Source organism: Vibrio sp. TAP-3B, assembly GCF_057784735.1.
Window position 1 is genome coordinate 876,623 of sequence record NZ_CM173496.1, and the last position, 23,895, is coordinate 900,517.

At 43.2% G+C, this 23,895-nt stretch carries 23 protein-coding genes; 9 read left to right on the top strand and 14 right to left on the bottom strand.

Annotated features, from left to right (window positions below; translation table 11 throughout):
* Nucleotides 1–172: 172 nt before the first annotated feature.
* A complete protein-coding gene (cspE, locus tag AC3D28_RS18435) occupies nucleotides 173–382 on the bottom strand; it encodes a transcription antiterminator/RNA stability regulator CspE (RefSeq protein WP_098413651.1) in 210 nt (69 codons plus the stop codon).
* A gap of 539 nt (nucleotides 383–921) precedes the next feature.
* Here cspE and AC3D28_RS18440 point away from each other — a divergent pair.
* On the top strand, nucleotides 922–1,770 hold the full coding sequence (locus AC3D28_RS18440) for a pirin family protein (protein WP_488536256.1): 849 nt from the start codon (nucleotides 922–924) through the stop codon (nucleotides 1,768–1,770).
* 256 nt (nucleotides 1,771–2,026) lie between these two features.
* On the opposite strand, the gene AC3D28_RS18445 is transcribed toward AC3D28_RS18440, so the two are convergent.
* Nucleotides 2,027–2,941, bottom strand: a complete 915-nt coding sequence (locus AC3D28_RS18445; protein ID WP_098413653.1) for a chemotaxis protein — start codon at nucleotides 2,939–2,941, stop codon at nucleotides 2,027–2,029.
* 253 nt (nucleotides 2,942–3,194) lie between these two features.
* Between AC3D28_RS18445 and ppiC the strand changes: the two genes are divergently transcribed.
* Nucleotides 3,195–3,473 (top strand): peptidylprolyl isomerase PpiC, encoded by a 279-nt coding sequence (gene ppiC / locus AC3D28_RS18450; protein ID WP_098413654.1) that lies wholly within the window; start codon nucleotides 3,195–3,197, stop codon nucleotides 3,471–3,473.
* Between the two features lie 402 nt (nucleotides 3,474–3,875).
* Here the strand turns inward: ppiC and AC3D28_RS18455 are convergent, their stop codons facing one another.
* Both AC3D28_RS18455 and AC3D28_RS18460 read right to left on the bottom strand, forming a co-directional pair.
* Nucleotides 3,876–4,097 (bottom strand): hypothetical protein, encoded by a 222-nt coding sequence (locus AC3D28_RS18455; protein WP_098413655.1) that lies wholly within the window; start codon nucleotides 4,095–4,097, stop codon nucleotides 3,876–3,878.
* Nucleotides 4,098–4,341: 244 nt separating this feature from the next.
* On the bottom strand, nucleotides 4,342–5,775 hold the full coding sequence (locus tag AC3D28_RS18460) for a glyceraldehyde-3-phosphate dehydrogenase (RefSeq protein WP_488536257.1): 1,434 nt from the start codon (nucleotides 5,773–5,775) through the stop codon (nucleotides 4,342–4,344).
* 887 nt (nucleotides 5,776–6,662) lie between these two features.
* On the opposite strand from AC3D28_RS18460, the gene AC3D28_RS18465 reads away from it, so the two are divergent.
* Nucleotides 6,663–7,646, top strand: coding sequence for a Gfo/Idh/MocA family protein (locus AC3D28_RS18465; protein WP_488536258.1), 984 nt, complete (start codon nucleotides 6,663–6,665; stop codon nucleotides 7,644–7,646).
* Between the two features lie 67 nt (nucleotides 7,647–7,713).
* On the opposite strand, the gene AC3D28_RS18470 is transcribed toward AC3D28_RS18465, so the two are convergent.
* The 4 genes from AC3D28_RS18470 to tal form a co-directional block, all read right to left on the bottom strand.
* Nucleotides 7,714–8,556 carry an IS3 family transposase gene (locus tag AC3D28_RS18470; RefSeq protein WP_488536032.1) on the bottom strand — a complete coding sequence of 281 codons (843 nt, stop codon included), beginning with the start codon at nucleotides 8,554–8,556 and terminating at the stop codon, nucleotides 7,714–7,716.
* The gene (locus AC3D28_RS18475; protein WP_098414183.1) at nucleotides 8,553–9,059 is read right to left on the bottom strand and encodes a helix-turn-helix domain-containing protein; all 507 of its coding nucleotides are present in this window, start codon (nucleotides 9,057–9,059) and stop codon (nucleotides 8,553–8,555) included. Before AC3D28_RS18475 ends, AC3D28_RS18470 begins: the two co-directional genes overlap by 4 nt.
* 108 nt (nucleotides 9,060–9,167) lie before the next feature.
* Nucleotides 9,168–11,159, bottom strand: coding sequence for a transketolase (gene tkt, locus AC3D28_RS18480; RefSeq protein ID WP_488536259.1), 1,992 nt, complete (start codon nucleotides 11,157–11,159; stop codon nucleotides 9,168–9,170).
* An 80-nt stretch (nucleotides 11,160–11,239) separates the two neighbouring features.
* Nucleotides 11,240–12,190, bottom strand: a complete 951-nt coding sequence (gene tal / locus AC3D28_RS18485; RefSeq protein ID WP_098414196.1) for a transaldolase — start codon at nucleotides 12,188–12,190, stop codon at nucleotides 11,240–11,242.
* A gap of 466 nt (nucleotides 12,191–12,656) precedes the next feature.
* Here tal and AC3D28_RS18490 point away from each other — a divergent pair, with 466 nt between their 5' ends.
* Together AC3D28_RS18490 and AC3D28_RS18495 are read left to right on the top strand one after the other, a co-directional pair.
* On the top strand, nucleotides 12,657–13,667 hold the full coding sequence (locus AC3D28_RS18490; RefSeq protein WP_098414195.1) for a sugar-binding transcriptional regulator: 1,011 nt from the start codon (nucleotides 12,657–12,659) through the stop codon (nucleotides 13,665–13,667).
* 123 nt (nucleotides 13,668–13,790) lie between these two features.
* Nucleotides 13,791–15,083, top strand: a complete 1,293-nt coding sequence (locus AC3D28_RS18495) for a glycoside hydrolase family 18 protein (RefSeq protein WP_488536260.1) — start codon at nucleotides 13,791–13,793, stop codon at nucleotides 15,081–15,083.
* Between the two features lie 996 nt (nucleotides 15,084–16,079).
* On the opposite strand, the gene AC3D28_RS18500 is transcribed toward AC3D28_RS18495, so the two are convergent.
* From AC3D28_RS18500 to AC3D28_RS18510, 3 genes are all read right to left on the bottom strand, one after another.
* On the bottom strand, nucleotides 16,080–17,444 hold the full coding sequence (locus AC3D28_RS18500; RefSeq protein ID WP_098414192.1) for a YjiH family protein: 1,365 nt from the start codon (nucleotides 17,442–17,444) through the stop codon (nucleotides 16,080–16,082).
* 455 nt (nucleotides 17,445–17,899) lie between these two features.
* Nucleotides 17,900–18,571, bottom strand: coding sequence for a YoaK family protein (locus tag AC3D28_RS18505; protein WP_488536261.1), 672 nt, complete (start codon nucleotides 18,569–18,571; stop codon nucleotides 17,900–17,902).
* Between the two features lie 157 nt (nucleotides 18,572–18,728).
* The gene (locus tag AC3D28_RS18510) at nucleotides 18,729–19,130 is read right to left on the bottom strand and encodes a GFA family protein (RefSeq protein ID WP_488536262.1); all 402 of its coding nucleotides are present in this window, start codon (nucleotides 19,128–19,130) and stop codon (nucleotides 18,729–18,731) included.
* Nucleotides 19,131–19,422: 292 nt separating this feature from the next.
* Here AC3D28_RS18510 and AC3D28_RS18515 point away from each other — a divergent pair, with 292 nt between their 5' ends.
* Entirely contained in the window at nucleotides 19,423–20,052 is a 630-nt protein-coding gene (locus AC3D28_RS18515) for a hypothetical protein (protein WP_488536263.1), read from the top strand.
* Between the two features lie 124 nt (nucleotides 20,053–20,176).
* A complete protein-coding gene (gene shyA, locus AC3D28_RS18520; RefSeq protein ID WP_488536264.1) occupies nucleotides 20,177–21,460 on the top strand; it encodes a peptidoglycan DD-endopeptidase ShyA in 1,284 nt (427 codons plus the stop codon).
* Between the two features lie 21 nt (nucleotides 21,461–21,481).
* Here shyA and AC3D28_RS18525 read toward each other — a convergent pair whose 3' ends face one another.
* On the bottom strand, nucleotides 21,482–21,709 hold the full coding sequence (locus tag AC3D28_RS18525; RefSeq protein ID WP_488536265.1) for a hypothetical protein: 228 nt from the start codon (nucleotides 21,707–21,709) through the stop codon (nucleotides 21,482–21,484).
* Between the two features lie 166 nt (nucleotides 21,710–21,875).
* Here AC3D28_RS18525 and AC3D28_RS18530 point away from each other — a divergent pair, with 166 nt between their 5' ends.
* Both AC3D28_RS18530 and AC3D28_RS18535 read left to right on the top strand, forming a co-directional pair.
* Nucleotides 21,876–22,223, top strand: coding sequence for a hypothetical protein (locus AC3D28_RS18530; RefSeq protein ID WP_488536266.1), 348 nt, complete (start codon nucleotides 21,876–21,878; stop codon nucleotides 22,221–22,223).
* A gap of 123 nt (nucleotides 22,224–22,346) precedes the next feature.
* Entirely contained in the window at nucleotides 22,347–22,487 is a 141-nt protein-coding gene (locus tag AC3D28_RS18535; protein ID WP_488536267.1) for a hypothetical protein, read from the top strand.
* A gap of 48 nt (nucleotides 22,488–22,535) precedes the next feature.
* Here AC3D28_RS18535 and AC3D28_RS18540 read toward each other — a convergent pair whose 3' ends face one another.
* Complete coding sequence (locus AC3D28_RS18540) at nucleotides 22,536–23,378, bottom strand: IS3 family transposase (protein ID WP_488536032.1); 843 nt, start codon at nucleotides 23,376–23,378, stop codon at nucleotides 22,536–22,538.
* A complete protein-coding gene (locus tag AC3D28_RS18545) occupies nucleotides 23,375–23,881 on the bottom strand; it encodes a helix-turn-helix domain-containing protein (RefSeq protein WP_098414183.1) in 507 nt (168 codons plus the stop codon). Before AC3D28_RS18545 ends, AC3D28_RS18540 begins: the two co-directional genes overlap by 4 nt.
* Between the last annotated feature and the right edge of the window lie 14 nt (nucleotides 23,882–23,895).

A 23,895-nucleotide genomic window follows, 5' to 3' on the forward strand; every position in this document is an offset into this window, starting at 1 on the left:
TCTTGTGGACATAAGTTTTCCTTTAAATAATTAAATAAATTGTACTGCTCGTCTTATTTTAAGCAGTAGAATACCGAACCTGTTATTTAGGTTGAGTATTTTGTGGGGGATAGATTTCGAAAAAGGGGAGAGTTTGGTGCAGCATGGGGATGCTACACCAAGAAAAGCCGTCTTATAGAGGAGAGACTTCAGTCGCTTGAGGACCTTTTTGACCTTGCTCTACATTGAAGCTTACTTTCTGACCTTCAGTTAGGGTCTTGAAGCCATCAGCAACGATAGCGTTAAAGTGTACGAATACATCTTGACCGCCGTTGTCTTGAGATAGGAAACCGAAGCCTTTAGTTTCGTTAAACCATTTTACTGAACCAGTTACTTTAGACATAAAAATACCTTTGAATTAAACATTAAAATTATGATTTGTTTGGTGGATCTTTTCTAAGCTATTGAATGTTCAATCAAGAGGAAGTTGTACGCAGGTGTCTGAATTGGTGATTCAAGATTTTACTGAGAGGAAACTTAAACTAAATGTTGCATTAACAGCTCTCTTCTAAGAGCCAAGGCACACTATACACCTTGACTAGGAAATAGCTACATTTATTTTTAATTATTTTATCCTTCAGTGACCTCAAGATATTTGGTCGAGCGAGAATAAATTTGGCTTGCAGATGCAATAATGATTTGCAGATCTGTTATTTAAATATTTTATTAGCTAAGTATATTGAACAAAACAGTTCAACCTAACCGTTTATAAGCGAGGGTTCTTTTTGTGTGACCGAGAACTGTATCTTTAAATCGTCTTTAGGCACAACCATGTTCGAAAAAATCGAATAACTAGCTCAAATGTATCCGCTCATTATATTTTTATCTTCAACTTACAATGAATCTATTCAGTCGGAGGAATTAGGGTTGAGGAGAGTAACAATGAGTACCACTAGAGAGATTCGTCAGATTATGACCGCGCAACCAACCGCTGATGGAGATGGAGTGAAGATCCAGCGAGTGGCTGGTTTTAATAACACTAGTTTCTCACCATTCCTAATGATGGATGAATTGAAATCAGATGATAGCTCTGATTATATCGGTGGTTTTCCTCCTCACCCTCATCGTGGTATTGAAACACTCACTTATATGTTGAAAGGGCACTTTCAACATCGTGATCATATGAATAACGTTGGGGAGCTTCGCTCTGGTGGCGCGCAATGGATGGCCGCTGGTCGTGGTGTTATTCACAGCGAAATGCCGATTATGCAAGAGGGTGAGTTACATGGCTTTCAAATTTGGATTAACCAACCAGCGAAAAATAAGATGCAACCTGCGCAATACCATGACTTGCAACCAGAAACGATCAATGAATATGAGACGAAAGAAACAGGCGTGGTACGTGTGATCTCTGGTCTTCTAAATATCAATGGAGATAGTGTTCAAGGCCCGCTCACGGAAACAGGTGTAGAAGCCACTCTGGCTGACTGGCAAGCTCATTGTGGAGCGAGCTTGAGTCTAGAGACAGACCCAAATCACAATATGATGGTTTATGTCTATAAAGGGTGTCTCGAGTTACAGCAGCGTGCGGTTAAGCAAGGTGAAATGGCCATTTTATCTAAAGGTGAAGTGGTTGAATTGAAGGCCAAGGATAATAGCGGTGTATTGATTTTTATTGGTGAGCCCATTAATGAGCCTGTGGTTCATTACGGTCCCTTTGTGATGAACAGTATGCAAGAAATCGAGCAAGCAATCCAAGACTACAATGCTGGGGTGTTCGAAACTTATTAAATTCAGCCTAACTATGAAAAATTTTAAGTCTGATCATTGGGCTTGACCTAAAGCAAATACGATAATCCACTGCCTTCGAATTTGTATTCGCCACGTTTAAACAACGTGGCTTTTTTATCTCAGGGTTATCATGGGGGCCGTTTGAGCTAAGTCACTCACTTATCCATAGTAGCGTTCTCATACCCACCACTTTTTCTGCTTTAACGACTGGGTAATCTTGGTCAATAAATAAAAATTCAAAAAAATTATTAATGTTCTAAGAAGCCATTGCTTTTGTTTCTAGGTCTTTTGCACCACGTAGCATAGCTTCAATCAACTCACCGGCATTAAACTTCTCAAGCGCTTCGTGAGCGCCCACTTGATGCGCTCTGTCGACACAGATCTCACTCGATAATGACGTGTGCAAAATACGGTATGAACGATTCAGTGCCGAGTCATTTTGTACTTCAAATGCCAATTCGTAGCCATCAAGGCCGGGCATTTCAATGTCACTCACCAGCATATCCACAGGACGATGAGCTTCAGCCTCACTTTTCATGAGTTGCAATGCATCTAAGCCATTTTTACAGATTTGATAAGCAATATTAATGCTATCAAGCGCGTCACAAAGTTGCTTACGAGCTATTGAGGAATCATCGACCAACAAAATGCTGAGTGCTTTTAGACGTTCTCGTTCAACATCCGTTAGCATCGGAATCTTTGAGTTTTCATATTGTGGATAAATTTTTGAGAGTAGGAGTTCAACATCTAGCATTTGAACCGTTTTATCTTCGTAGCGAGTAATACCCGTCACGAAAATGTTTTTGCCCGCACTTACTGGTGGTGTTTCAATGGCTTTCCAATCGCACTCAATGATCTTCTCGATACTACGAACCATAAATGCAACCACCGTTCGCAAACAGTCGGTCACGATAAGGTAGCAGTTCTTATACTCTTCTTCACTGATTGGACGAAAGCCTACAGCGGCAGACATATCGATCACCGGCACGGTTAAATTACGAATGGTAACCGTGCCAATCACATGGTGGTGTGAGTAGGGGATCTTAGTGGTGGGCATGTAAGGAACAATTTCACGGACTTTTAGTGTGCCTATCGCGAAGCTCTGTTGCAGGGTGAGTTTGAACATCAACATGCCCTGTGATTGATTCGCCTTACTAACGACTTTTGCCATGGAATAACCTTATAAATACCACCAATTTGTGTCTAATCTAATCTTATAAAGCAACCGCTTCAACTATCGGAGAGATAAATGTGAGCTTTTTAGACAATCTATGAATTTATAGCGACTAATTGAGCAGGATTTGGCTGTGTTTTAAGCTATTTTTGTAGAAGGTTCGATGAGAGTTGCTCTTGAGATGAGAAATGCTTGGCGAGTTTAGAGCGGATGGGTACACTTGCGTAAACAGAATCGTGAGAGAGAAAAAATGGCAAATACAGCAGCCGCATTACACATTCTTGTGAAGCACAAAGAGCAAGCAGAAGATATTATCAAGCAACTAAAAAAAGGGGCGAAGTTTCAGACATTAGCGAAGAAATATTCGACTTGTCCATCTGGTAAGCGAGGTGGTGATCTTGGGGAGTTTCGCCGCGGTCAAATGGTGCCTCAGTTCGACAAAGTCTGCTTTTCTGGAGAAGTTCTGACGCCACAGTTAGTCAAAACCAAGTTTGGTTGGCATGTGGTGAAGGTATTATATAGGACGTAGATTTCGGGTAGATAGTATAGGTTGAATTCTGAACACCTTAAACCTTATCGATTCGATGTCGATTTTTATACGAGTTAAAAATGGCAGACACGATTTGAGCTGTCATTTTATCATCGATTCGCTGTGACTAATTGGTTGGCGAAAATAGTCCCGGCATCAAGTTTGATTTATAGCGACTTAGGTTTAAAGAAATCGCTTTATTAAAGGTCTCATCGTAGTACTTAGGATTACAATAGCTTAGGAGCATCAGTCGTTTCTAAGTTCTAGCTATAAACAAAATTCGTTTTTTTTAATGTGGGTAAGATAATCCTTACTCATATGCGATATGCCGTGCTGATGGGAAGAATCGGTATGGCTCTTCTGCATCCTCTTTAACCATTAAAAAAGTTGAGAATTTTAATATTATCGGCGAACCTCTTCGAACTCGCCTTCAATCGCATCCGGTTTTCCTGTATTAAACTCATACTCTTTATGTACTTCCTTCTGCATTCGTTTCACGCGCTTTTCAATGCGCTTACCAGCAATTAGTGCCGCAATGGTCAATGGAATCGCGATGATCAGGCTAAAAACTAATGTAAAAAAGCCGATAATCAATGCAAGTGCTGTAACGATAATCCGATTCATAATGTTGACCTCTCTATTCGTCTATGTGTTTAGATTAACGCTGTATAGATGAATGAAACATGAACAATCTACAGGATTTTGTCTGGAAAGTGTTAAATGGCTTAAAACGAAAAAACGCCTGAGGTGATCAGGCGTATAAACGGGGGAATAAATATTAGTACTGCGCTTTAACGCTTATTATAAAGAACAAATGTTAGATATTGTCCGTTACGTTATGTGGTTAACGTTGTGGAGCAAAGTTCACCTACCGAGGGAATGTTTGGTAACGAACACCCATCATTTGTTCCATACAGTGCACGACTTGGCAGCTGTAACCGAATTCGTTGTCATACCAAATATACAGTACACAACGTTTATCTTGCGCAATCGTTGCCTGTCCATCAACCACACCTGCATGGCGAGAGCCAACCAAATCTGTCGATACGATTTCAGTTGAATCTGTATAGTCAATCTGCGCTGAAAGCTCAGAGTTCAGTGCTATTTCACGCAGGTAGTCATTGAGTGAATCACGGTCAACATCTTCACCTAGGTTAAGGTTCGCCACTGCCATTGATACGTTTGGTGTCGGTACGCGAATCGAATTGCCTGTTAACTTACCAGCGAGCTCAGGCAGCGCTTTGGCAACGGCTTTTGCAGCCCCTGTTGAGGTCAGAACCATGTTCAGAGAAGCACTACGTCCACGACGGTCACCGGAATGGAAGTTGTCGATCAAGTTTTGGTCGTTCGTGTATGAGTGAACGGTTTCTATGTGACCTGAAAGTACACCGTACTTGTCATGTAATGCTTTTAGTACTGGTGTTATTGCGTTAGTCGTACAACTCGCGGCAGAGATAATAGTGTCATCTTCTTGAATAACCGACTCATTAACACCAAATACTACGTTCTTAATGTCGCCCTTACCCGGTGCGGTTAATAGAACTTTCTCTGCCCCTTTGCTGGCGAGGTGTTGGCTTAGGCCTTCTGTATCACGCCAAACTCCTGTGTTATCGACAATAAGTGCGTTGTTAATCCCGTAAGTTGTGTAGTCTATTTCACTAGGATTGTTCGCGTAGATAATTTGGATGTAGTTACCATTTACGATCAGTGCTTTACGTTGTTCATCAATAACGATGCTACCATTAAACTGGCCATGTACAGAGTCACGACGTAGTAAGCTAGCACGTTTCTCTAAATCACCTTTTTTACCACCACGCACTACAATCGCACGCAGTCGTAATGGGTAACCTGGACCACTTTTCTCGATGAGTAGACGGGTCAATAGTCGACCTATGCGACCAAAACCGTAAAGCACCACATTGCGAGCTTTAAGTGATGAGTCTGCATCGCGCGCACCGTCAAGAGCCGTGATAAGGAAGTCATTTAGGGCTGACGCATCTTCGTGTTCATTCCAATACTTAGTCGCCAATTGGCCAACATCGACTCGGCATGAAGAGATGCTCATCTCACAAAGCGCTTGGATAATAGGCATTGTATGCTCAAGCGAAAGCGGATTACCTGTGTAACGTCTTGCTACGCGGTGAGTTTTGAGAATGTCTATCGTAGTCGCGTTGATAAGCGTCTTACCAAACAGAACCACTTCGATTCCTTTTTGACGATATAGCTTACCAATAAGAGGGGAAATAGATTCAGCAATCGTTTGGCTAGTTTGCCAATCTTGGAGATATTTCTCTGGACTCATTGTTGTATTGGACCTTTCACGTTTGGGGGCTAACCATACTCTCTACAATTGCCTCTGCAGGAGAATGCAAGAGTATGTAATCGGGTTGTAATAGTTATGTGTGCAGATTCTACGGTGGGAGGTCTTATTCTGCTAGGAAAATTAAATCTAGTGAAAAACACTATTTCATCGTTTGATAATGGTGGATTAATATGGCTAAAGCGGCGGATTTCACATATTGACATTTAGGAAAGAGTTGGCTTTTTTCGCGATGATAACGAATAACTTCAAAGTGTTGCTGTAATAATCACTAATAAACTTGCACTTTAATGTGACTGGAATCCTCAAGGCAACTTAATAAGTAAACATCCTGAGGGGATCTGACCTTATAAAGTGTTGGTTCTTAGGGATCAGAGAAATTTGATTGCTTTTGTTTTTTCTTAAGATCAAAAAATATGCGTTACATCACAATTCTTGCTTTGCTGTTAGATGAGTAAATAACCAAAGAAACCCAATCATTTATACGTATTAATTGAAGCCGTAACTCATCAGACTGAGCAACTCGTAACTCAAATTAATGAGCAAAAGCATTTTGGTGACATTGTCACTTATAGTGTATCTACCCCCAGAGACTAAGCCTTTCGAATCGATCAACGAATATTGACCGCTATGAAAGAGAGACTTCGATGGGACAAGACAACTGGACGAAAAACGCAAAGACTATTGCCATTAAATGAGTGTGTTAGCCGCCATCATCTAATATTTCGCTGTAGGGATGGATGCCTATTTATCTAAACCGTATAAATCGAACCCGTGATTTGAGTTGTTTAATGAACCAAAGCTTGCTTAAATCGCGCCAACCAGCCGAAATTATTTTTGGCTCTTAGACGCAAATAAAAGGAAGTGACATGTTTAAGCTCGCTGTTATCGGTACAAACTGGATCTCTCAACAATTCGTTGAAGCGGCAATTCAAACAGAGCAGTTTTGTCTAAAAGCGGTGTATTCGAGAGATATTGAGAAAGCGCGTTTGTTTGGAACACCTTATGACGCGGAGATTTATTATGACAGTCTCGAGGCGTTGGGAGATGATGCCGAGATTGACGCAGTGTATATTGCGAGTCCGAATTCATTTCATGCCCCACAAGCGATACAGATGCTAAAGGCGGGCAAACACGTTATCTGTGAAAAGCCAATGGCGTCAAACTATGCTTTAGCTCAGGCGATGTTTCAATGCGCGGAAGAAAATAATGTCGTTCTTTTTGAAGCGTTCATGTCGCCATACACGCCAAACTTTAATGTCTTGAAAGAAAGTATCCCGTCAATTGCGCCATTGAGGCACGCCACGATTAATTATTGCCAATATTCTTCTAGATACCAAAAGTATTTAAACGGTGAAAACCCAAATACGTTTAACCCAGAGTTTTCGAACGGATCCATTATGGATATTGGCTATTATTGCGTAGGCTCTGCTGTTGAGTTGTTTGGAGAGCCTAAAGCGATTCAAGCGAGTGCTCATGTTTTGACTTCTGGTGTGGATGGGTGCGGCAGTGTGACATTGGCGTACGACGGCTTCAACGTCAACCTGTTACATTCTAAAGTCAGTGACTCATTGATTCCAAGTGAATTTCAAGGCGAGCAAGGCAGCATTCTTGTCGATATGATTGCAACAGGCCGAGAGATAGAACGCAAGCTCAGAGGTAGAGAAAAAGAAACACTGACATTACCTCAAACAGAAAACCACATGTTTTATGAAGCACAAGCCTTTGCTAAGCAACTTCAACTAGGAGTGATTGATCCTCAAATGAAACAGCGATCATTGACAGTTGCAAAAGTATTAACGGAAGTGAGAAGACAAACAGGCGTCATTTTTCCTGCCGATCAACAAGCGTAAGTAGTTGGTTTCTGCGCTTATGAAAAAGCCCTCAATTGAAGTGACCCCGTAAAGTTGGACATTTCTGTTAAGCGGCTTTCAAGACCTGAGTTCGATATTCTATCGGAGTCAGGCCTTTTAGTTTCACTTTTATACGCTTGGTATTGTAGTACTCGATGTATTCTTTAATTTGTTCTATCAGAGCATCTGCATCTTCAAAGCTTTGGTTGTGATACATCTCTGTTTTGAGTAAAGCAAAAAAGTTTTCAGCAACAGCATTATCCAAGCAGTTACCTTTTCTCGACATGCTTTGCGTTAACCCATTCTCCGCTACCTTTTTCTGATACTGTCGATGGCGATATTGCCAACCTTGATCGCTATGTATAATTGGTTTTGAGTTGGGTTTAAGCGTTGATATAGCTTCCGTCAGCATATCCGTGACAAGCGGCAAGCAGGCATTTTTGGCCACTCTATAAGCAACCACTTCCTGAGTAAACAAGTCGACAACGGGAGACAAGTATACTTTCTGCTCTTTGATTTTGAACTCCGTGACATCTGTTACCCATTTTTCATCGGGTTGAGTCGCACTAAAATCTCTTTCAAGCACGTTAGGAGCTGCTGTTCCAGATTCTCCTCGGTATGAACGATACTTTTTAACCCTGACCGTCGATTTAAGGTTGAGCTGAGCCATAAGTCTTTGAACCGTTTTGTGATTAAGCATAACCCCCTGATTTTTTAGTTCCAAGTGAATACGGCGGTAGCCGTATCGACCCTTATGTTCATGATAAATTGACTTTATCAAACGCAGCTCACGTTCGTAGCTATTTGGGCGCTTACTCGTTTGAGCCTGATAATAGAAGACACTTTTTGCCAACTGTAGAGTGTGCAGTAAGTGCTTCAACGGGTACTTGCCTTTAAGAGTTAGAGCTATGACCGCTTTTTCTTTGTTCGACGGTTTTTTTCCTGCTCCAACTCTTCCAACTTTTTTAGAACGGCATTCTCAGTTCGTAAGTAGACCAACTCCTCTTTTAGCTCCTCAAGTGTCATTTCATTATCAGGTTTAGTGGTACGTTGAGGTTGCTGTTTCATTGAGGGTCTTCCTTTCTGGCGCATTTTGAGCCCTTTGATACCGAGCTCATTAAATCTTTTGAGCCAGACAGAGAGTATCCCCGGGGATGAGAGGTTTAATACTGCGCTAGTGTGCGTGAGAGACCAATCATTCGTCCACATTAAATTCAATGCTTTTCGTTTTTCCTGAGCAGTAGCATGCTTAGTTGGTAAAAATGAATCAGCACCATGGATGACAAAGACTTGAACCCAATACCGTATCTGTCTTGAAGACATTGAATATTGTTTTGCTAAATAGCGAGATGACGCACCATCTAAGCATTGTTTAGCAATGATACATTTTAGCTCGCGGCTATATTTGGACATAAAAAGACCCCCAATAATTGGTGTCCAACTATTGGGGGTCAGTTCAATGTCGGGGCTTTTCAGTTTTCAGATTCGTAATAGAGAAAACTGATTATCTTTTTACTGCAGTTACGCTAGCAATTCTTTTGCTGTGTTCACTACGTTTTCAGTCGTGAAGCCAAACATCTCGAATAGCTGACCAGCAGGTGCAGATTCACCGAATGTGGTCATGCCGATGATACGACCGTCGAAACCAACGTACTTGTACCAGAAGTCTGCGATGCCCGCTTCGATAGCGATACGAGCTGTTACGTCTGATGGTAGAACTGCTTCACGGTAAGCGGCATCTTGCTTGTCGAATGCGTCTGTTGATGGCATTGAAACCACGCGTACTTTCTTACCTTCAGCAGTTAGCTGTGCTGCTGCTTCTACTGCTAGTTCAACTTCAGAGCCTGTTGCGATAAGGATAAGCTCTGGCTTGCCTTCACAATCTTTTAGGATGTAAGCACCTTTCGCGATGTTCGCTACTTGTTCTGCTGTACGCTCTTGTTGCGCTAGGTTCTGACGCGAGAAGATAAGTGCAGTTGGTGCATCTTTACGTTCAATCGCTAGTTTCCAAGCGACTGCTGATTCAACTTGGTCACATGGACGCCATGTGCTCATGTTTGGCGTTAGACGTAGCGATGCCATTTGCTCAACGGGTTGGTGAGTTGGGCCATCTTCGCCAAGACCGATAGAATCGTGCGTGTACACTTGGATGTTCTGAATCTTCATCAGCGCAGCCATACGCATGGCGTTACGTGCGTACTCCATGAACATTAGGAATGTCGCGCCGTAAGGAACGAAACCACCGTGTAGCGCAATACCATTAATGACCGCGGTCATACCGAATTCACGTACACCGTAGTGGATGTAGTTACCCGAAAAATCATCCGCTTCTAGAGACTTAGAACCAGACCACATGGTCAGGTTAGAAGGCGCTAGGTCAGCAGAGCCACCCATGAACTCTGGAAGCATTTGGCCAAACGCTTCTAGTGCATTTTGAGACGCTTTACGTGAAGCGATATTGGCTGGGTTTGCTTGAAGGTCGGCAATGATTTGGCTTGCTTTCTCTTCCCACTGTGCAGGAAGCTCACCGTTTACGCGGCGTTTGAATTCAGCCGCCAGCTCAGGGTATGCTGCTTCATAAGCTGCAAATTTCTCGTTCCACGCTGCTTCCTTAGCTGCGCCTGTTTCTTTCGCTGACCATTCTGCGTAGACTTCTTGCGGAATTTCAAAAGGACCGTGCTCCCAACCTAGTTCTTTGCGTGTTGCTGCGATTTCTTCAGCACCTAATGGCGCACCGTGACAGTCGTGTGAACCAGATTTGTTTGGTGAACCAAAACCAATGATTGTCTTAGTACAGATAAGCGTAGGACGTGGGTCTGCTTTCGCTGCTTCAATGGCAGCGTTGATCGCTTCACTGTCATGACCATCTACGGCAGGAATAACGTGCCAACCGTAAGCTTCAAAACGCTTAGGTGTGTCATCAGAGAACCAACCATCAACGTGACCATCGATAGAAATGCCGTTGTCATCCCAGAACGCAATCAGTTTGCCTAGGCCAAGTGTGCCTGCAAGAGAACATGCCTCGTGCGAGATACCTTCCATCAGACAGCCGTCACCCATGAATGTATAAGTGAAGTGATCAACGATGTCGTGGCCTTCTTTGTTGAATTGAGCAGCTAGTGCTTTTTCAGCAATCGCCATACCCACAGCGTTTGTAACCCCTTGGCCTAGAGGGCCCGTGGTTGTCTCGATACCTGGTGCGTAGCCGTATTCTGGGTGACCTGGCGTTTTAGAGTGCAATTGACGAAAGTTTTTCAGATCATCAATAGATAGCTCGTAACCGCTCAAGTGCAGTAGAGAATAAAGCAGCATTGAACCGTGACCGTTTGAAAGCACAAAACGATCTCGATCCGCCCACTCTGGGTTTGATGGGTTGTGGTTTAGGTGAGAGCGCCAAAGAACTTCAGCGATGTCTGCCATACCCATAGGAGCACCTGGGTGGCCAGAATTAGCTTGTTGAACACCGTCCATACTTAATGCACGAATAGCGTTTGCGAGATATTTACGATCCATAATAACTACCAGTTTAAAATAATATCGAATTTAGAAATTAAGAGGGGAACGCAAACGTTCCCCTGATTTGATTTTGTGGATTACAGCTTTGCTGCGATCATATCTTCAAGTTTGCCTTGGTCAATCGCGAAGTTGCGGATACCTTCAGCAAGCTTCTCTACTGCCATTGGGTCTTGGTTGTGTTCCCATAGGAACTCAGAGTGAGTCATTGGTGCTGGGCGTTCTTTTGTGCCTTTAGAATCAACCAACTTCTCAACCACTTCGCCTTCTGCGGCTTCTAGCTCAGCAAGTAGAGCTGGAGCGATTGTTAGGCGGTCACAGCCAGCCAGTTCTAGGATTTCACCGATGTTACGGAAGCTAGCGCCCATGACTACGGTGTGGTAGCCGTATTCTTTGTAGTAGTTGTAGATTTGAGTAACAGACAGTACGCCTGGATCTTCTGAAGCTTCGAAGTCACGACCTTCTTTTGCTTTGTACCAGTCCATGATGCGGCCAACGAATGGTGAAATTAGGAATACGCCAGCTTCAGCACAAGCACGAGCCTGAGCGAATGAGAATAGAAGCGTCAGGTTACAGTTGATGCCTTCTTTCTCTAGGATTTCTGCTGCGCGGATACCTTCCCAAGTAGACGCTAGTTTGATAAGGATGCGGTCGTTAGTGATGCCGGCATCGTTGTACATTTTCACGAGTTGACGTGCTTTCGCTACGCTGCCTTCCATATCGTAAGATAGGCGGGCGTCAACTTCTGTAGAGATACGACCTGGAATAGTTTTTAGGATTTCTTTACCGATGCTTACTGCAAGCATGTCACAAGTGTCTTGAACTTGTTGAGCTTTGTCGTTGCTCTGTGCTTTAGCGTATTCGATTGAAGCATCGATTAGAGGTGCGTACTCTGCGATTTGAGCGGCTTTAAGGATAAGAGAAGGGTTAGTTGTTGCGTCTTCTGGCTGGTATTTTTTGATTGCATCAATTTCACCAGTGTCTGCTACTACCGTCGTTAGTTTACGAAGTTGCTCTAACTTGTTGCTCATAATCGATCATCCTATTTTTCAATGGGCTTAAGCGTGGTTTAGAGGCCACCGCTTGTGCACTTGCAAGCGAGTTAGCTAATCGTCTCATCGCATTTAATGAGACATCTGCTCAGCCAACTACGGAAATTCTGTTACCGAACAAAGGGTATGAACATATGTTCGATAGCTGAGTAAATGATGTCTCCATCTTTATCCTATCTATGCTGAAAGTCAATCGGTGGAATCGACTTATAGTGAACTTCATCAACGTTTTTGTACTGTGTGTTGAGCTCTTAGCCTAGATAAACGTTTGCCCTTATTGTTCAATGCTTGAGCGTTGAACGAAAGGGGAAAAAATGATGGTGAGAAAATGTTATTGCGATGAGCAAATGTAGCGTTTAAATTGGTGGAGAACGTAGGCTAAGTCAATGAGCAGATCTTCACTTATTGCATACAATATCGATCCTCTTAAAGGGTTAGAGAAATCATGAGCAGTTATAACCAAGATATTTCCATTGAAAACACAGATTTGTTGACCGAAATTTCCGTCGCTTATTATCAAGACGGTGCGACTCAGGAAGAGATATCCAGAAAGTTTGCCATTTCACGAGCAAAAGTAGGGCGAATGCTCAAGCAAGCTCGTGATGAAGGCATCGTTGAGATAACAGTAAAGTACCACCCAGTATTCAGTGCCAAAATTGAACAACGTCTGATTGAGAGATTTGGTGTAAAGCGTGCTCTGGTGGCGCTTGATCAACCGAACGAAGAAGCGCAGCGCCTTCAAGTCTCTGGTCTGGTCTCAAATTACCTAACCAGCACGCTTAAAAACGGAATGGTAGTGACGGTAGGGCAGGGGCGTAACGTCTCTTCCGTGGCTCATCACATTGGGGTCATTACGCCGCGTGACTGTAAATTTGTCTGTGGCATTGGAGGGATTCATCCGCGCGGTGGCATGTATAACGCCGATCACATTTGTCGTCAGTTAGCGAAAAAATATGGTGGAACTTCCGAAACCCTTTATGCTCCTGCCTATGCAGAAAATAGAGAGCAGAAATTGGCCTTCATGCAGAATGCGACGGTAAAGCAAACGCTCGATTTGGCGCGCAAAGCTGATGTCGCTTTGGTCGGTATTGGTGATATGAGCGAAAACAGTTATATGGTGGACTTAGGCTGGTTTACGCCAGATGAAGTGGTTCAATCAAGGTTGCAGCAAGGCGTGGTAGGGGATTTTGCTGGCTATGACTTTTTTGATATTCACGGTAATGTAGCCAATACCGTGATGAGTGATCGAGTCATTGGTTTAGGCATTGAAGAGTTTCGTCCAATAGCGGAAGTGATCGCTATTGCCGCCGAAAACAGCAAGCCATTAGCGCTTCTCGGCGCATTAAGAACAGGCGCAGTAGATGTGATTGCGACGAGCGTTAGCAACGCATTGACGGTTCTTAACTTAGATGAGCAAATGCACGGCAATGCGGTACCTGAGGGGGCGCACAGATAATATGTAATCTTATGCAATCAGGCTGCGAGGAGTTATAAATGACTCGCAGCCTGATGTCGTTTTCAAGTTAAAAACATTCTCTAGGAGTAGCTTTAAATTTGTACATCTACTCTGGAGAATACAATGAAAAAGACACTTCTTGCAGCCCTGCTTGTCGGGCTTACTGGTGCGGCTCACGCCGAGCAAAAAGTCGTAGCGGGTTACTTTGCGGATTGGCAGTACGCAAACGCAGAAAACCCATACACGGTGAAAGATATTCCCGCCGATAAGCTGACGCACGTGATTTACGCGTTTCTCAGTATGTGCGGTCCTCATACCGGTGCTTCTGAAACGGTGCAAAAACTGATTGCCAAACAATGTGAAGGAAAAGATCCTTATACGGCGATCATTGTCGATACCGAAGCGGCATTAGAAAAGGACTTTGGCGATGTCTCAGTTAACGCGCCATACAAAGGCCACTTCGCTCAGCTTGCCGAAATGAAGAAACAACATCCTGATCTCAAAATTCTCCCTTCTTTTGGTGGCTGGACAATGTCGGAGCCTTTCCATGCGATGGCGAAGAACAAACAAGCCATGGATCAATTCTCGAAAAGTGCGGTTGAGTTGATTGCTCAATATGATTTCTTTGATGGTATTGATCTGGATTGGGAATACCCAGGTGGTGGTGGTTTAACAACGTCGCCTTGGAACCCAGATACCAAGCTTTCTGATGAACAAAAAGCGTCTGAGCGTGATGCGTTTACCTATTTAGTTAAAACCATGCGTGGTGAGTTGGATGAGCTTACAAATCAAACCAAGCGTGAATACGAGCTTTCTACGGCGGTGGGCGTTGGTCCAAAAGCGGCAGGTATCGATTGGAAAGCGGCGGAGCCGTATCTGACCAACATGTTTGCGATGACTTATGATTTTTTAGGTGGTTGGGGACAACAAACCGGGCATACCACCAATTTGCACGCGACTGAGCGCAGTTGGTGGGGAATGGGCGCAGACGTCTTTATTAATCAGATGATTGAACTTGGGATCCCAAGTGAGAAGTTGGTGATTGGCGCGGCATTTTACGGCCGTGGTTGGCAAGGTACGAAAGATTTTTCGGGTGGCCTCCCCACGCAAGATCTTGTTTCTGAGCAAGGAGCCCAATTCGGTACTGGCGAAAATGGTTACTTCATGTTCTGGGATCTGATGAAGAATTACAGTGACAAGCAGGGGTATGAGTACAAGTATGATGAACAATCACAAGCGCCTTACTTGTGGCATCCTGAAAAGAAAGTGTTTATCTCTTATGAAAATGAACGTTCGATCAAAGCCAAAGCTAATTGGGCGAAACAGGCTAACCTCGGTGGCATTTTTACCTGGGAATTGTCTGGCGATCCGAAAGGTGATTTGGTTGAAGTTATGTATCAGGAGATGAAAAAATAATTGGATTATCAACTCGTTTATCTCAAATACATTAGTTGAGACTAGAGCCGACACTTCAATTTGAAAGAAGAGAGTTACCCTGATTAAAGGTGCTACATCCGTAATCAAAGAAACTAGAGGTAACTCTCATCCTTCATACTAGAACCCAATCAAACACAAGCGGACCTTCTCAATCTCGCATAAGAACTCGGCAACGTATTGAAAGCCTGCAAATTTGTGGTGTGTTTATCTCACCGAGTCGAGAAGTGGGTAACAGTCAGGGCATCAAGGTCATCACTCATCCTTAAAAGTGATTTCAATGCTTTCTTTAGTTACAGCTAACGAATGAAAGAGATTGATAAAAACTGGAACTTGTTGTTTGGTGAAATGTGGCGGTAGAGCCAACCGGACAAGAAGCAGAAATAGGGACGATCACTCGTTGCTGATCTATCTCAGAGGCGTCAATAGTGAGATAACGGCGTTGACCATTTAAAGAGTCGGTTAAAGTGTTACTAAGGACGGTCGCTGAGACTGTTTCTTCATTAGTGGGTTTACCCCATATTAAAAGCAGAAGGAGTAAAGCACTTAAACCGCCGAAGACCAAAATGTAAGTTTTGGGGTTATCCAAAGTCGAGTTCCAAAGGTTTTGCTTCGAGTAATTCTATTGTTTTACAATAAAAAATCTGCATGTTCAAAGAACAATACGGTTTTGTATTAAAACCGGTGGTGTACGCCAATCGAGGTTCTGCCCACTAGGGTTGTTTTCCTTCCATGCTGGTGGTTATATTGATAAGAGAGGTCGTTGATACCGAGATGTTATCGTCCTAAAGCGTCATTACTCTCACGAGCGACGGCCTCGTAACAACATGATATCCTGACGGGTAACTAACGGTGAATAGTCACGATTACCAACGTTTAAACGGACCTTATATTTATCTTAAACCACAAACAAAAACAGCGAACCTAAGCTCGCTGTTTCCTCAATTTGATTAAGTTTATGGTTTCATCTTGTTTTAATTAAAAGATGAGATGGGCAACACCAGCAATCACAGGCAAGGTAATGAGCGTACGTAGAATAAAGATAACAAACAGTTCTACGATGTTTACTGGAATTTTGCTGCCTAATAGTAATGCACCAACTTCAGACATGTAGATAAGTTGAGTCACTGACATCGCAGCGATCACAAAACGAGTCATTTCGTTATCAATTGACGCTGCAAGAATGGCGGGGATAAACATGTCTGCAAAGCCCACCACGATAGTCTGTGATGCTGCGACCGCCTCTGGTACTTGCAGTAGCTCTAGGTATGGAATGAATGGTTGGCCAAGGATCTCGAAGACTGAGGTGTATTCAGCTACGACTAACGCAACGGTACCAAGGCCCATGACTACAGGAAGTACACCAAATACCATGTCGACAGCGTTGTGCACGCCTTCTTTGAAAACAGACCGAACAGAGACCACCTGTCCTGCACGTTTTAATGCTAAATCTAACCCCCAAGAAAACGTCGTATGACCTTCTGGTATTGCATCCACGTCTTTGTCTGGATTACTGCCATCAATATAGTGATCTTTTTTAAGACTCAATGGTGGTAAACGAGGAATGATGACTGCTGCGACGATGCCTGCTAAACAGATTGCACCATAGAAAGGTAAGAACAAGTGCTCTAGCTGTACTTGGGCGATAACGACTAAGCTGAACGTAATCGATACTGCTGAAAACGTAGTGCCTACAACGGCCGCTTCACGTTGAGTGTAAAACTTATTCTCGTATTGTTTGCTAGTTAAAAGGATACCAACACTGCCATCACCCAGCCAAGAAGCCATACAGTCAATCGCACTGCGGCCTGGTAGATTGAAAATAGGACGCATTACTTTACTTAGTATGGCGCCAAGCAGTTCTAGTAGACCGAAGTTTAGAAGAAGCGGTAGCAATAGACCTGCGAAAATGAATACAGCAAATAAAGTAGGCAAAAGACCTGTCAGAACAAGGCCTCCGGTGTTCTCTTCCCAAATCGCATGTGGACCAACTTGGAAGAAGGTCATCAACACGGCTACACCGCCGATTAGACGTACAACAAGCCACAATGGGGATGGGTTAAAAAGGCCATTTAAAAAACCGTTACGTAGGATTGCTGCCGGCTTGAAAATTTTGCAAAGAACAGACGCGACTGCCATGAAAGCGATAATGGTGGTAACGATAGCGATTAACGTATCGCCTAGAAATGCCGGAATGACTTTTGCCATGATAGCAACAGGAATAGTTAGGCCGCCATCGTAAGAGATCGGCGCCATGAAGAGCAGAAGACCAATTAGGGATGGGATAAAAAATATCCAAAAGTTGCCCTTAGGTGCCTCAGTAGTATTAGTGGTGTTATTCATAGTTTTCTCGTGTTACTACTAATCAATACTCGCCATTTCCATGACATAAATATTCACTAAACATCCGTATTTAATCACAGTGATGCGGAGGTTACCCGCAAAAAGTCTCTCTTGCAATACTATTCATTAAGTACATTTAGTTATTCAGCCGATTTGTCGGGTAATTGGTCAAATAATATCATTATGTATATGATTATGTTGTTCGTGTTAGAGAATTGTAGCGCGAGAGGGCGACTGTGCAGAGAGTGCTGCGAAGCCGTGTGATTAGAATAATAAAACGGCGATAAAATGTGATGTTGGTCTTACTAACCTTGCCGTGATTTATCTTGTTAGCCTTATGTTTTATATAGAATTATTTCAATGGTTCAGTACGCCAAAAATCGTATTGCCACGACGTCGGTATTGTAAAAAGGTAAGAAACCGATTGAGCAAAGTGCTTTAATCGGTCTGCGATCCTATGCTTTTTGTTGGCGATTCAACATGTACAGATAAGTCCAGTAAATGAATGCGGTTGTAAATGCTAAAAACGCAGGAAATATCAAAGTATACAATCCGTACACAACAAACAATGCGGCACCAGCGACACCACCGAATAAGAAACCGAAGAAAATGAACAAGAATAGCTTGGCCTTACGGCGGTCAAATTGGCGACCTCTCAAACTTTCTCCGATCATGATGCCCAAATCGGTGATGATTCCGGTCATGTGTGTGGTTCTGACAACAGCGCCACTGAACGTCGTAATCATTGCGTTTTGCAAACCACATGCGGCAGAAGCTAAGTATTGACCATACATATTTCCTTCAATCAGGAAACCTAAACTGAGCAGAAGTAAGCTACCTTCGATGCAAAGTGCGACACCATATCGGCGTCCTAGTTTTAGAGCACTACTTTCAATAAAAAAGCCGCTGAATGCCGCACCGATCAGGAAACTGAACACGATGAAGAGCAGGTGAATGGAGCTATCTGCACCGGTCAGTAAGTTGTTCCCTAGCTGAGTGACGGTTCCCGAAAGATGTGTTATCGCTTGGTGTTGAAAGCCGAGGAGACCAACGGCATTGACGCAGCCCGCGAGAAGGGCGAGTAGAAAGGCGCCATATTCCACCCAACGAGGAAGTCTGGAAATCACAATAAAACCCCACCAAATGTTAGGCGCCGATTATAGCGCTCACACAGAGTTACGAAACCCCCTTACAGTGTAACTTGGTTGATCACCCTCAAAAAACTCAATTTTAATAAACCATTTAGGCTCTGCCCCTGTGTCTGAGGTTGTGGGTGTAGAAAACTTATTTGATGTGCTCCATCGTACATTCGAAGCTTACCCAGCCATGATTTCGTTGCTCATAGATAGAGATTATTGGTTCATGAAACTCCTTATCGGTAAAGAGCCCAATAGGAATGACACTAATATTTGGTAGTGCAGACAGTAACACGCGCATGGTTGTTCCACAGGATGGGCAGAACTCGTACTGAGCCTCGCTACCATCGTCGCCAACTCTGATGTAGCGAGTCACGTCACCATTTAGCGCTACGCGTTCTTTTTCAAACCGTGCTTGAACACCAAACACACTACCGGTGTGCTTTTGGCATTCAAAACAATAGCAGACCGAGGTATGGATAGGTTCTCCTTTACAGCGTATCTCGACTAAGCCACAGGCACATTCACAAGTATGGATAGTTGTTGTCATCGTTATTACCTATCGTTTCTCCAATATACCCAATCATCGCGAGACGCTTGAAGAAGTGTCAGTCACCAGTTCTGAATGAGGCGTCTACAAGTCGTTTGGTTATAGTCAGCTTAGTTTAATTTTGAAACCCTTGACGGGAATAAGAGGGTGACATTTTTGGTTTTCGTCAGTCATACCTAAATCGCTACTTGATGCTTGGTTTAGTGCTCTGGAGCTTACATCTTAAAGTGATCTGTTTATTTGTAGTGATATACTTATCTGTTATTTCTACCGTAGAAACAAGGAAGTCTTCATGACTCGTAAAAGAATCCTGCCAGTTCCACTTATTCTTCTCATTCCTATCGTACTATTAGTCGTCGTTGTGGTCGCAGGCGTTTATCGTTTTAATTTGTCCGATGAAGAGATTATGGCGAAGTTTCCGCAAGTGGAGATTCACACTAACGCGATTGTACAAGAGGTGTTAGGGATTTCGTCCCGAAACCCTTGGACACTCCAAGTGCCTGAACAAGGAGCCGTGACGTTTCTTGAAGAGTGGGACAAAGACAACGGTTATCTGATTGGTCAGTATGACGCAGGTGCAACCCAAGGGCAGGTTATCGTTCCGACAGCGTTTATTGCTCAACGTGAAATCAGCGATATACATTGGATAACGGCTCCGATGATTGTCAGTACTCAAGGGAGTGGTGCATTTTACTATGTGGGATTATTCAAATTTGACCCAGTACCCAGCCGAGTTGTTTTAGTCGATAGTATTTTTGTTGGCGATCGTATTAAACTTAACCAGTTAGCGTGGCGCGATGACGTGACAATCACTTTTTCTTACTTAGATCACGGTGAAGAACAAGCAATGACAGAGGTGCCAAATCAATTAAAATCGGCCATATTAAAGCGAGCAGAGAACAACCTGAATATGCAACAGTGATGGTTGTTTTTTGACTTCTGTAAAAATTCAGTGTTTTCTGTGCCAGATTTCGAAATTTGATAGTGATTTCTTATGCGGGAATGCATAAGCTATGCCTCTTGTTTGAAAGGAGATAGTAATTCCCGTGTCTACAAATGAAATTACAAGACGGTTGACGAATCTAAAAAGTCGTAGAGCACTTCTGGTATACTCCTTGCCTGTTCTAGTCGCTATTGGTATTTCTCACTCTCTCAAAGAGTCATCTTTAACCAAAACCATCGCGTTGAACTTGCCTGAATCTCAAGTCGTTGAAAACATTCTTGATGCGACGACTGCTGAAGTTGCCATCCCTCCGAACTTTGAATATCAGATCCAATCAGGTGATAACCTGAGCAGCATTTTCAGTCAGCTCGGTTTTGGTTACAGTTCATTAATGAAAGTGATGGAAACGGATTTAAACTACCTTGCGCTTGATACGCTAAAACCAGGCAACACGCTGCGCTTTTGGCGTGATGACGCAACCGGTGACTTAAAGAAAATGGAGCTGCAATTCTCTATTGCAGATAAAGTGGTTTACCAACTTAATAGTGATGGTAGCTATGACTTTACCGATATCTCAATCCCGGGTGTTTGGAGCCAAGAACCTTTAGTTGGTGTTATCCAAGGAAGTTTCTCTTCTTCTGCTAGCCGTTTAGGACTCACTTCTGCGGAAATTAGCCAAGTCGTCGGCTTGCTGAAAGAACAGTTAAACTTCGGTCGCGACCTTCGTGCTGGTGACCGATTTGAAGTCGTTCGACGTGTGCAGAATATTAACGGTGTACCAACAGGTAAGAATGAAATTGAAGCGATTAAAATTTATAATCGTGGTCGTGAAATCACGGCTTACCTTCACACCGATGGGCAATTCTACAATGCGAAAGGCGAGAGCTTACAACGTGCATTTCAACGTTATCCTGTCAGCCGCAGTTGGCGTATGAGTTCCAGTTTTAACCCTAACCGTTTACATCCTGTGACAGGACGAGTCGCACCGCACAATGGTACCGATTTCGCAGTACCGACAGGGACGCCAGTTGTCTCAACAGGTGATGGGACAGTGGTCATGACGCGTAAACACCCTTATGCGGGTAACTATGTGGTTGTAGAGCATGGCAGCAAGTACAAAACTCGTTACCTACACCTAAGTAAGATTTTGGTGAAGAAAGGTCAAAAAGTCTCTCGTGGTCAACGGATCGGTCTATCTGGGAAAACGGGTCGAGTGACTGGTCCGCACCTTCACTACGAATTGATTGAGTATGGTCGTCCGGTTGACGCAATGCGTGCCAATATCCCAATGGCGAGCTCTGTTGCTAAAAAAGAGATGGCGACATTTGTTGCGAATAGAGATGAACTGGAAAAGCTATTACACGATGAAGAAAAAACAGTGTTATAAATAACGCGGTCTTACTCGAATTTAGTCGCGCCAAGAGGTCAAGCATTGCTTGGCCTCTTTGATTGTGCGGCGTGAATAGAAATAGCCTTGAATGTAATCGCATCCCATTTCCATCAGTTTTTGCAATGCTCCATCGGCTACTAAAATGGATTTTCCAACTTTTGTTAAAGACCTTTGCCATTGTTGCACTACTGCCTGTCGTTTTAGCTGATACCTTTGATGTGTGATCTTTTTAGTGGCGGTTTGCATAGCGTTTTATATTGGCACTTACCAGAAACTAAGTGCGTAGAGCTTCTGAATCAATTCAAGCTGAAACTTCCAGTTGAATATGCTTGCAAGGAAAGGTGGGCCTTCCTAAAATGCACAACAACATAATATATGCAGACAGACTGTCCGTTAACCGTTAGGTGAAAAAATGCAACAGAACGAATTTGAAACACTGGTAAAAGAAATTATCCAGCAAGAAAGCCTCGCTAAGGCGCTTGAATTATTGAAAGCGTGTGAGGAAGAAGAAGTTGCACAAGCGGCGGAATCTCTAACCGGACAGTTTGGTCTTGCCGACGTTGCTGGTGAAAAACGTATTTATCACATAACGCACCAAGAGGATGAGTCTGGAGAGGATCAAGAGTATGTTGAGCATGTCATGAATGAAGGCGATCACTTGATTAAGTTTACTGCATGGTTCTTCGAAACGTTCTTCGAAATCAAGCAGAAAGACACCTACGCAGCGGCGGGCAAAACCTATCAGCAACCAAAGCGGTAATACATAACGCTAGCACCGTATTTTGAAAGTTCGTTACACATAAAATGTGATTTGAGTCTTGTTTTTGCTTGTTTGTGGTGTAATATTACAACATAGTTAAGTCAATACATTCAGGAGAAGGTCATGGGTAATGAACTTGGTGGTGCTTATATTGGCCAGATGATTGCACGAGACGCGATGCACAAAGCGCTTTACGGTAAAGGTAAAACGAAGAAGAAAAAAGCCTCATTTTTTGCTCGTGTGATGAAAAAACTGGCGAATTAATGTAAAAGCCCTGATTATGAAGTGACCCCGTAAAGTTGGACATTTCTGTTAAGCGGCTTTCAAGACCTGAGTTCGATATTCTATCGGAGTCAGGCCTTTTAGTTTCACTTTTATACGCTTGGTATTGTAGTACTCGATGTATTCTTTAATTTGTTCTATCAGAGCATCTGCATCTTCAAAGCTTTGGTTGTGATACATCTCTGTTTTGAGTAAAGCAAAAAAGTTTTCAGCAACAGCATTATCCAAGCAGTTACCTTTTCTCGACATGCTTTGCGTTAACCCATTCTCCGCTACCTTTTTCTGATACTGTCGATGGCGATATTGCCAACCTTGATCGCTATGTATAATTGGTTTTGAGTTGGGTTTAAGCGTTGATATAGCTTCCGTCAGCATATCCGTGACAAGCGGCAAGCAGGCATTTTTGGCCACTCTATAAGCAACCACTTCCTGAGTAAACAAGTCGACAACGGGAGACAAGTATACTTTCTGCTCTTTGATTTTGAACTCCGTGACATCTGTTACCCATTTTTCATCGGGTTGAGTCGCACTAAAATCTCTTTCAAGCACGTTAGGAGCTGCTGTTCCAGATTCTCCTCGGTATGAACGATACTTTTTAACCCTGACCGTCGATTTAAGGTTGAGCTGAGCCATAAGTCTTTGAACCGTTTTGTGATTAAGCATAACCCCCTGATTTTTTAGTTCCAAGTGAATACGGCGGTAGCCGTATCGACCCTTATGTTCATGATAAATTGACTTTATCAAACGCAGCTCACGTTCGTAGCTATTTGGGCGCTTACTCGTTTGAGCCTGATAATAGAAGACACTTTTTGCCAACTGTAGAGTGTGCAGTAAGTGCTTCAACGGGTACTTGCCTTTAAGAGTTAGAGCTATGACCGCTTTTTCTTTGTTCGACGGTTTTTTTCCTGCTCCAACTCTTCCAACTTTTTTAGAACGGCATTCTCAGTTCGTAAGTAGACCAACTCCTCTTTTAGCTCCTCAAGTGTCATTTCATTATCAGGTTTAGTGGTACGTTGAGGTTGCTGTTTCATTGAGGGTCTTCCTTTCTGGCGCATTTTGAGCCCTTTGATACCGAGCTCATTAAATCTTTTGAGCCAGACAGAGAGTATCCCCGGGGATGAGAGGTTTAATACTGCGCTAGTGTGCGTGAGAGACCAATCATTCGTCCACATTAAATTCAATGCTTTTCGTTTTTCCTGAGCAGTAGCATGCTTAGTTGGTAAAAATGAATCAGCACCATGGATGACAAAGACTTGAACCCAATACCGTATCTGTCTTGAAGACATTGAATATTGTTTTGCTAAATAGCGAGATGACGCACCATCTAAGCATTGTTTAGCAATGATACATTTTAGCTCGCGGCTATATTTGGACATAAAAAGACCCCCAA

Excerpts from the sequence above, each read along its gene's own strand:
- AC3D28_RS18465 (WP_488536258.1), top strand. The coding sequence starts at position 6,663 with ATGTTTAAGCTCGCTGTTATCGGTACAAACTGGATCTCTCAACAATTC.
- AC3D28_RS18545 (WP_098414183.1), bottom strand. The coding sequence starts at position 23,881 with ATGTCCAAATATAGCCGCGAGCTAAAATGTATCATTGCTAAACAATGC.
- cspE (WP_098413651.1), bottom strand. The coding sequence starts at position 382 with ATGTCTAAAGTAACTGGTTCAGTAAAATGGTTTAACGAAACTAAAGGC.
- AC3D28_RS18445 (WP_098413653.1), bottom strand. The coding sequence starts at position 2,941 with ATGGCAAAAGTCGTTAGTAAGGCGAATCAATCACAGGGCATGTTGATG.
- AC3D28_RS18495 (WP_488536260.1), top strand. The coding sequence starts at position 13,791 with ATGAAAAAGACACTTCTTGCAGCCCTGCTTGTCGGGCTTACTGGTGCG.
- AC3D28_RS18500 (WP_098414192.1), bottom strand. The coding sequence starts at position 17,444 with ATGAATAACACCACTAATACTACTGAGGCACCTAAGGGCAACTTTTGG.
- AC3D28_RS18475 (WP_098414183.1), bottom strand. The coding sequence starts at position 9,059 with ATGTCCAAATATAGCCGCGAGCTAAAATGTATCATTGCTAAACAATGC.
- tkt (WP_488536259.1), bottom strand. The coding sequence starts at position 11,159 with ATGGATCGTAAATATCTCGCAAACGCTATTCGTGCATTAAGTATGGAC.
- AC3D28_RS18515 (WP_488536263.1), top strand. The coding sequence starts at position 19,423 with ATGACTCGTAAAAGAATCCTGCCAGTTCCACTTATTCTTCTCATTCCT.
- AC3D28_RS18510 (WP_488536262.1), bottom strand. The coding sequence starts at position 19,130 with ATGACAACAACTATCCATACTTGTGAATGTGCCTGTGGCTTAGTCGAG.
- ppiC (WP_098413654.1), top strand. The coding sequence starts at position 3,195 with ATGGCAAATACAGCAGCCGCATTACACATTCTTGTGAAGCACAAAGAG.
- AC3D28_RS18455 (WP_098413655.1), bottom strand. The coding sequence starts at position 4,097 with ATGAATCGGATTATCGTTACAGCACTTGCATTGATTATCGGCTTTTTT.
- AC3D28_RS18525 (WP_488536265.1), bottom strand. The coding sequence starts at position 21,709 with ATGCAAACCGCCACTAAAAAGATCACACATCAAAGGTATCAGCTAAAA.
- AC3D28_RS18490 (WP_098414195.1), top strand. The coding sequence starts at position 12,657 with ATGAGCAGTTATAACCAAGATATTTCCATTGAAAACACAGATTTGTTG.
- tal (WP_098414196.1), bottom strand. The coding sequence starts at position 12,190 with ATGAGCAACAAGTTAGAGCAACTTCGTAAACTAACGACGGTAGTAGCA.
- AC3D28_RS18460 (WP_488536257.1), bottom strand. The coding sequence starts at position 5,775 with ATGAGTCCAGAGAAATATCTCCAAGATTGGCAAACTAGCCAAACGATT.
- AC3D28_RS18535 (WP_488536267.1), top strand. The coding sequence starts at position 22,347 with ATGGGTAATGAACTTGGTGGTGCTTATATTGGCCAGATGATTGCACGA.
- AC3D28_RS18530 (WP_488536266.1), top strand. The coding sequence starts at position 21,876 with ATGCAACAGAACGAATTTGAAACACTGGTAAAAGAAATTATCCAGCAA.
- AC3D28_RS18440 (WP_488536256.1), top strand. The coding sequence starts at position 922 with ATGAGTACCACTAGAGAGATTCGTCAGATTATGACCGCGCAACCAACC.